This window comes from Streptomyces sp. NPDC059477, assembly GCF_042749375.1.
Lineage (GTDB): Bacteria > Actinomycetota > Actinomycetes > Streptomycetales > Streptomycetaceae > Streptomyces.
Genome location: NZ_JBHYUG010000035.1, coordinates 1 through 6,848, shown reverse-complemented (window position 1 = coordinate 6,848; position 6,848 = coordinate 1). Strand labels below are relative to the sequence as shown.

General features: G+C 72.2%; 6 protein-coding genes. 5 read left to right on the top strand and 1 reads right to left on the bottom strand.

Translation table 11 applies throughout. The annotated features are described in order from the left end of the window. The first annotated feature begins 82 nt into the window (after positions 1-82). From ssuE to ACFXAZ_RS19205, 3 genes are all read left to right on the top strand, one after another. The gene (ssuE, locus tag ACFXAZ_RS19215) at positions 83-637 is read left to right on the top strand and encodes an NADPH-dependent FMN reductase (RefSeq protein ID WP_384592189.1); all 555 of its coding nucleotides are present in this window, start codon (positions 83-85) and stop codon (positions 635-637) included. A 1-nt stretch (position 638) separates the two neighbouring features. Then, on the top strand, positions 639-1,829 hold the full coding sequence (locus ACFXAZ_RS19210) for an SfnB family sulfur acquisition oxidoreductase (protein ID WP_384592185.1): 1,191 nt from the start codon (positions 639-641) through the stop codon (positions 1,827-1,829). 86 nt (positions 1,830-1,915) lie between these two features. Further along, positions 1,916-3,058, top strand: coding sequence for an LLM class flavin-dependent oxidoreductase (locus ACFXAZ_RS19205; protein ID WP_384592183.1), 1,143 nt, complete (start codon positions 1,916-1,918; stop codon positions 3,056-3,058). A gap of 16 nt (positions 3,059-3,074) precedes the next feature. Here the strand turns inward: ACFXAZ_RS19205 and ACFXAZ_RS19200 are convergent, their stop codons facing one another. Then, a complete protein-coding gene (locus ACFXAZ_RS19200) occupies positions 3,075-4,145 on the bottom strand; it encodes an acyl-CoA dehydrogenase family protein (protein WP_384592180.1) in 1,071 nt (356 codons plus the stop codon). A gap of 305 nt (positions 4,146-4,450) precedes the next feature. On the opposite strand from ACFXAZ_RS19200, the gene ACFXAZ_RS19195 reads away from it, so the two are divergent. Further along, positions 4,451-5,332 carry a glycoside hydrolase family 19 protein gene (locus ACFXAZ_RS19195; protein ID WP_384592177.1) on the top strand — a complete coding sequence of 294 codons (882 nt, stop codon included), beginning with the start codon at positions 4,451-4,453 and terminating at the stop codon, positions 5,330-5,332. Between the two features lie 62 nt (positions 5,333-5,394). Next, positions 5,395-6,801 (top strand): phospholipase, encoded by a 1,407-nt coding sequence (locus tag ACFXAZ_RS19190; protein WP_384592174.1) that lies wholly within the window; start codon positions 5,395-5,397, stop codon positions 6,799-6,801. The last annotated feature ends 47 nt before the right edge of the window (positions 6,802-6,848 follow it).

Below are 6,848 nucleotides of genomic sequence, written 5' to 3'. Positions count from 1 at the left end.
CCGCCCAACTGACCTCCTTGCCCGGGGCGCCCGCGAAGTCCGGGCGCCCCGACCGCTCGTCCCGCTCCCGAAAGAGGAACGCATGGCCACCGTCCTGTCCGTCTCCGGCAGCCCCTCCGCCGCCTCCCGCACCAACCGCCTGCTGCGCCACCTCGACCAGCGGCTCACCTCCCAGGGCCACGACGTGATCCCGCTCGACGTCCGCACCATCCCCGCCGAGGCGCTGCTCGGCGCCGACTTCCGGCACCCGGCGATCGTCGAGGCCACCGAACTGTTCGCCAAGGCGGACGGCGTGGTCGTCGGCACGCCGGTCTACAAAGCCGCGTACTCCGGTGTCCTCAAAGCCCTGCTGGATCTGCTCCCGCAGTACGCGCTGGCCGGGAAGACCGTGCTGCCGCTCGCCACCGGCGGCACCACCGCCCATGTGCTGGCCATCGACTACGCACTGCGCCCGGTGCTCAGTTCCATGGGCGCGGGCCACATAGTGCAGGGCTGGTTCACTCTCGACAAGGACATCACCGTGCACGACGACGGCACCCTGACCGTCGCCGAGGGCGCCGGTGAGGCGCTCACCCAGGTCGTCGACCAGTTCTCGGTCGCCCTGGGCAGCAGGCCCTTCCTGGCCGCCGCGAGCTGACATGCCCACTCGCGTGCATGTCATCGCCGACGAGTGCGAGGCGCTCGCCGTCGCGACGGAACTGGCCGACGCGTTCCGTGCCGAAGCCTCCGCGCGCGACGCCGAACGGCGGCTGCCCCACGCCGAACTCGGCCGGCTCTCCGCCTCCGGCCTGCTCGCCGTCACCGTTCCCGAGGAGCACGGCGGCGCCGATGTCTCCGCCCGCGCCCTCGCCGAGATCTTCCGCCGCCTCGCCGAAGCCGACGCCAGCATCGCCCAGATCCCGCAGAGCCACTTCGCGTACGTCAACGTCGTGCGCCGCCAGGGCACCCCGCAGCAGCGGAAGTTCTTCTACGCCGAGGTCCTCGCCGGACGCCGGTTCGGCAACGCCCAGTCCGAGGCCGGCACCCGGCACCTCCAGGACATCCGCACCCGGCTGACCCCCGCCCCCGACGGCTCCTACCGTCTGACCGGCGTCAAGCACTACGCCACCGGCGCGCTGTTCGCCGACTGGATCCCGGTGCTGGCCCGCGCCGAGGACGACAACCTGCACGTGGCGTACGTCCCGCGCGACGCCCCCGGGCTGAGTGTCGTGGACGACTGGGACGGCATGGGCCAGCGCACCACCGCCAGCGGCACCGTCCGCCTGGAGTCGGTCCCCGTCCCCGCCGACCGGGTGCTCCCGCACCACCTGACCTTCCGCGGCCCCCAGCTCCACGGCGCGCTCGCCCAGCTGCTGCACGCGGCCATCGACACGGGCATCGCCGCCGGAGCCCTGTCCGAGGCGGCCGAGTTCGTACGGACGAAGAGCCGTCCCTGGTTCGAGAGCGACGCCGACACCGCCGCCGAGGACCCGCTGCTGATCCAGCGCTTCGGGGAACTCGACCTCCAGCTCCGCGCGTCCCAGGCGCTGCTCGCCGAGGCCGGCCGGGCGGTGGACCTGGCGGGCGTCCGGCTCACCGACGACTCCGCCGCCACCGCCTCCCTCGCGGTCGCCGCCGCCAAGGCGCACGCCGCCCACACCGCCGTGGAACTGACCAGCGCCCTGTTCGAGGTCTCCGGCACCCGCTCCGCGCTCGACGCGCTCAATCTGCACCGGCACTGGCGCGACGCCCGCACCCACACCCTGCACGACCCGGCCCGCTGGAAACTCCAGCACCTGGGGCGGTACGCCCTGAGCGGCACCAAGCCACCCCGCCACGGCCTGCTGTGAGACGCACAGCCCGCACCGCGCCGCCCGGCCCGTCCTGAGCCGCCCGCACCCAGCCGCCGCACCGCCCGCCCCGATCGGAGACCCCGGTGACCCTCACGTTCCACTGGTTCCTGCCCACCAACGGCGACAGCCGCCATGTCGTCGGCGGCGGCCACGGCAGCCCGGCCACCGCCTCCGGCCGCGACCGGCCGCCCACCGTCGCCTATCTGAGCCAGATCGCCCGCGCCGCCGAGGACCTGGGCTTCGCCGCCGCCCTCACCCCCACCGGCGCCTGGTGCGAGGACGCGTGGCTGACCACGGCGATGGTCAGTCAGCACACGGAGCGGCTGAAGTTCCTGGTCGCCTTCCGGCCCGGCTTCGTCTCCCCGACCCTGGCCGCCCAGATGGCGTCCACCTTCCAGCGGCAGAGCGGCGGACGGCTGCTGCTCAACGTCGTCACCGGCGGCGAGAGCCACGAGCAGCGGGCCTACGGCGACTTCCTCGACAAGGACGACCGCTACCGCCGTACCGGCGAATTCCTGCACGTCGTACGGGAGTTGTGGAACGGCAAGACCGTCGACCTGGACGGCACCCATCTGCGCGTCGAGGACGCCAGGCTGGCCCGGGTGCCCGACCCGGTCCCGGAGGTGTACTTCGGCGGGTCCTCGCCGATCGCCGGGGAGATCGCCGCGCGCTACGTCGACGTGTACCTCACCTGGGGCGAGCCGCCCGCACAGGTCGCCGAGAAGATCGCCCGGATCCGGACGCTCGCCGCCCGTGAGGGCCGCACCCTGCGCTTCGGCATCCGGCTGCATGTCATCACCCGCGACACCGCCGAGCAGGCATGGGCCGAGGCGGACCGGCTGCTGGCCGGGTTCGACCCGGACACCGTGCGCGCGGTCCAGCAGGGGCTCGCCCGCAGCGAGTCCGAGGGGCAGCGCCGCATGCTCGCCCTGCACGGCGGCAGCCGTGACGGCCTGGAGATCCACCCCAACCTCTGGGCGGGCATCGGGCTGGTACGCGGCGGCGCCGGCACCGCGCTGGTCGGCAGCCACGCCGAGGTCGCCGACCGGATCCGCGAGTACCACGCTCTCGGCATCGAGGAGTTCGTGCTCTCCGGCTACCCGCATCTGGAGGAGGCGTACTGGTTCGGGGAAGGGGTGCTGCCCCTGCTGGCGGCACAGGGCCTGTGGCGGCACCCGGCGGGGGAGGCGACGGGCACCCCGGCCCAGGTGCCGTTCACGAGCTAGCCGCCCACCGCAGGCATTACCCCTGCGCCTCCGCCGCCAGCTGCGCGAGATGCGCCTCGCGTACCGGCGCCGTCTGGGCCTGGACCAGCAGGAACATGCCCTCGCGGTACAGGCGTTGGGCCGGACTGGCGAGGCCGGTCGCCCGGCCGCCGCCCGCCACCACGGCGGCGGTGGTCGCCGCGCGCATCAGGTCGTGCGCCCGCACCCGCAACGCCAGCCGCTCCTCGAAGCGCTCCTGCGGCGCCGCCTCGTCGGCGAGGGCGTACGCCCGCTCGCGCACCTCGTCCAACCGCGACCGCAGCGGCCGTACGACGTCCCGCGCATCCCCCTCCAGCAGGTCCAGCGCCGCGTACGCGATGCCGAACAGCGCCGGCGAGGCATTGGCGCTGCGGGGAATGTCGACCCGGGCGAACGTCTCCCGTGGGGTGCGCAGCACCACCGCCTCCTCCGGCAGCCGCAGGCCGTCCAGTTCCACGGCGACGGTCCGCGCGGCCGACAGCGCCGCCAGCCGCATCGGCGCCGACGGCCGAAGGCCAGGCTGCTCCCGGGCGTCGGCGAACGCGAACACCAGCTCACCCCCCTCGGCGACGCCCGCGAGCAGCATCACGTCGTTGAGCCCCCAGCCGGTGTACCAGGGCACGGTCCCGTCGAACCGCCAGCCGCCCCGCACGGCCGTCGCCCGCACCGGCACCCGGGGGTAGGAGCGGACGTGCGCGTACGCGATCCCGGCCATCAGCTCGCCGGTGGCCAGCTTGCGCAGCAGCCGTTCCCGTACCGGCGATTGCGACCTGGCGAGCAGCCGGACCGGTGTGTGGTGCTGGGTCTGCACGAACCAGGTCGAACAGCAGGCGCCCGCCAGGATCTCCGCGACCTCCCGCGCCACCGCGTCCGGCGCGCCCGCCCCGCCGTACTCGACGGGCGCGCTCACCCCCAGCAGTCCGGACCACCGGATCACGGCCAGATGCCCGGCGGGCACCTCCGATTGGTCCACCTGTTCGGCGTGCGGGACGAGCAACTCGCGAGCGAGCCGCCGGGCCCGGTCGATGAGCGGATGCGGTGTGATCGCCGGAGGCGATGCGCTGGTCATGGAGCGATTCTCCCGATCCGTGGGCGCGGTGTGCCGACCGGGGAGGGTGGTGTGTTGCCGCGGGCACGGACGGCACGGCACGGCCGGGTGACCTGCCTCCTGGCACTCTCCCGGCACTCTCCGAGCCATTTGATTGGTCTAAACCCTTGACTGGTCCAGACCAAGACGGTTGAGTGTCCCTCCATAACCCCCCCACCACGGCCGCCCCCACCGCTGTGGCCGGTGTCACCGGCACGCATGGTCAAGGAAAGCGCTCACCCCTGCCCCATCGGGGTGCGGCCGTGTCTCGCGAAGGAGTTCACTCCGTGAAGAGGCGCATCGCAGCGGTCCTGACCGCTCTCACCCTCGCCGGTTCCGTCCCGGTGCTGCTCCCGGCTCAGCAGGCGTCCGCCGCCGCGTGCTCCAGTTACCCCAGTTGGGTGGCGGGGCAGCAGTACGCCGCCGGTGCCATCGTCCGCTACACGGACGGCAAGGCGTACATAGCCGAGCACGCCAACCCCGGCTACGACCCGACCATCAGCACCTGGTACTGGGAGCCGTACGCGTGTGACAGCGGCACCCCCAACACCAGCTTCGTGGTCACCGAGGCGCAGTTCAACCAGATGTTCCCGAGCCGGAACTCCTTCTACACCTACAGCGGGCTCGTCACGGCGATGAGCGCCTACCCCGCCTTCGCCAAGACCGGCAGTGACACGGTCAAGAAGCAGGAGGCCGCGGCCTTCCTCGCCAACGTCAGTCACGAGACCGGCGGGCTCGTCCACATCGTGGAGCAGAACACCGCCAACTACTCGCACTACTGCGACTGGGGCCAGCCCTACGGCTGCCCGGCCGGTCAGTCCGCGTACTACGGCCGTGGCCCGATCCAGCTCAGCTGGAACTTCAACTACAAGGCCGCCGGTGACGCGCTGGGCATCGACCTGCTCAACAACCCCTGGCAAGTGCAGAACAACGCCGCGGTGGCCTGGAAGACCGGCCTGTGGTACTGGAACACCCAGAACGGTCCCGGCACCATGACCGGCCACAACGCCATGGTGAACCAGGCGGGCTTCGGACACACCATCCGGTCCATCAACGGCTCCCTGGAGTGCGACGGCAAGAACCCGGCCCAGGTCCAGAGCCGGGTCAACAACTACAACCGGTTCACGCAGATCCTCGGAGTTTCACCGGGCAGCAACCTGTACTGCTGACGTGGTTCCGCGGGGCGTGGTGTCATGCACCTGACCTGATCCTCCGGATGAAGGACCCCGTCATGCGCACCCCCCACGCCCTGCTCGCCACGGCCCTCGCGCTCGCCGCGTCGGCCGTGGCACCCCAAGCCGGGGCCGCCGCCCAGACCGCTCCCGCCGGCCGGTCGGCGACCGCCGTCCAGGTGGCCGCCCCCACCCCCGGCGCCTATTACGTGCAGAGCGCCGTCACCGGCCTCAACGCGGCCGACGAGAGCGGCACCGTCGAACAGCACAACCCCCAGGGCAACGAGGACCGTCAGCAATGGACCCTCAGGGCCGCCGGTTCCGCCTACGTCCTGGAGAACACGGACGCCCCCGGCTCCTGCCTCGGCCGCTCCGGCGACCAGGCCCGAACCGTCCCCTGCACCGGCGCCGACGCCCCCTGGGAGATCACCCCGTCCGGCGCCGACCAGTACACCCTCAAGGCCCCCGGCACCGACCGCCACCTCACCGTCGCCGCCAAGCCCTCCGGCGCCAACTACCCCGCCCCGCTCACCATCGGAGCCGCGGGCCCCCTCGCCGCCTGGTACCTCACCCCGGTCACCCCCACCACCAGCCCCATGCCCCCGGCGAGCGAGCGCACCCTGGACCAGGTCACCTTCCTGACCGCGCACAACGCCTACGCCAACGGCGTCGACGGCGGCTTCGCCCCGCCCTTCGTCAACCTCTTCCCCAACCAGGCGCGCGGCATCCAGCAGCAACTCACCGACGGCGTCCGCGGCTTCCAGCTCGACATCCACCAGACCCCCGACGGCGCGATCCTCTGCCACAACAGCTGCACCCTGGTCAGCCGCCCCGTCGCCCTGTGGGTCGACCTCCAGCGGATCGTGGACTTCCTCAAGGCCCACCCCGACCAGATCGCCACCGTCTTCCTGGAGGACTACGTCGACCCGGGCGTCCTGCGCTCCGAACTCGCCCGGGTGAGCGGCTTGTCCGACGTCCTGTACCGCCCCGACCAGACCGGCGTACGCCAGAACGGCTGGCCCCGGGTCGCCGATCTGATCGCCGCCAATGACCGGCTGCTGATCTTCACCGACCACAGCCGCTCCGCCGACCAGTCCGCGGGCCTGACCCGCGACAGCTTCGGCGTGATGTACCAGAGCGAGTGGACCGTGGAGAACTACTGGTCCATGGGTTCCGGCGCCGGAGCCTCGAACTGGTCCTGCTACAGCCGCTGGTACGGCGCCAGTACCAACATCCCGCTGACCCGTACCGAAGGCGCCTTCCAGCCCCTGTTCGTCATGAACCACTTCCGCGACACCACGATGTCCGGCACCGCCGAGACCGACAACACCAAACTCGCCGACCGGGCCGCCCGTTTCTGCCTGCCCGCCGCCCGCAAGAAGCCCAACTTCCTCGCCGTGGACCGCTACGACCTCGGCAACCCGACGGCCGCCGTCGACGCGCTCAACACGTACACGTACCCGTAGGGCCCAGCTCAAGGAGTGAGCCGTCCGGGCGCCGACGGGGCCTCCGT

What these genes read in the sequence shown, in the direction of transcription:
- ACFXAZ_RS19200 (WP_384592180.1), bottom strand. Translation starts at nt 4,145, where the DNA reads ATGACCAGCGCATCGCCTCCGGCGATCACACCGCATCCGCTCATCGAC.
- ssuE (WP_384592189.1), top strand. Translation starts at nt 83, where the DNA reads ATGGCCACCGTCCTGTCCGTCTCCGGCAGCCCCTCCGCCGCCTCCCGC.
- ACFXAZ_RS19190 (WP_384592174.1), top strand. Translation starts at nt 5,395, where the DNA reads ATGCGCACCCCCCACGCCCTGCTCGCCACGGCCCTCGCGCTCGCCGCG.
- ACFXAZ_RS19210 (WP_384592185.1), top strand. Translation starts at nt 639, where the DNA reads ATGCCCACTCGCGTGCATGTCATCGCCGACGAGTGCGAGGCGCTCGCC.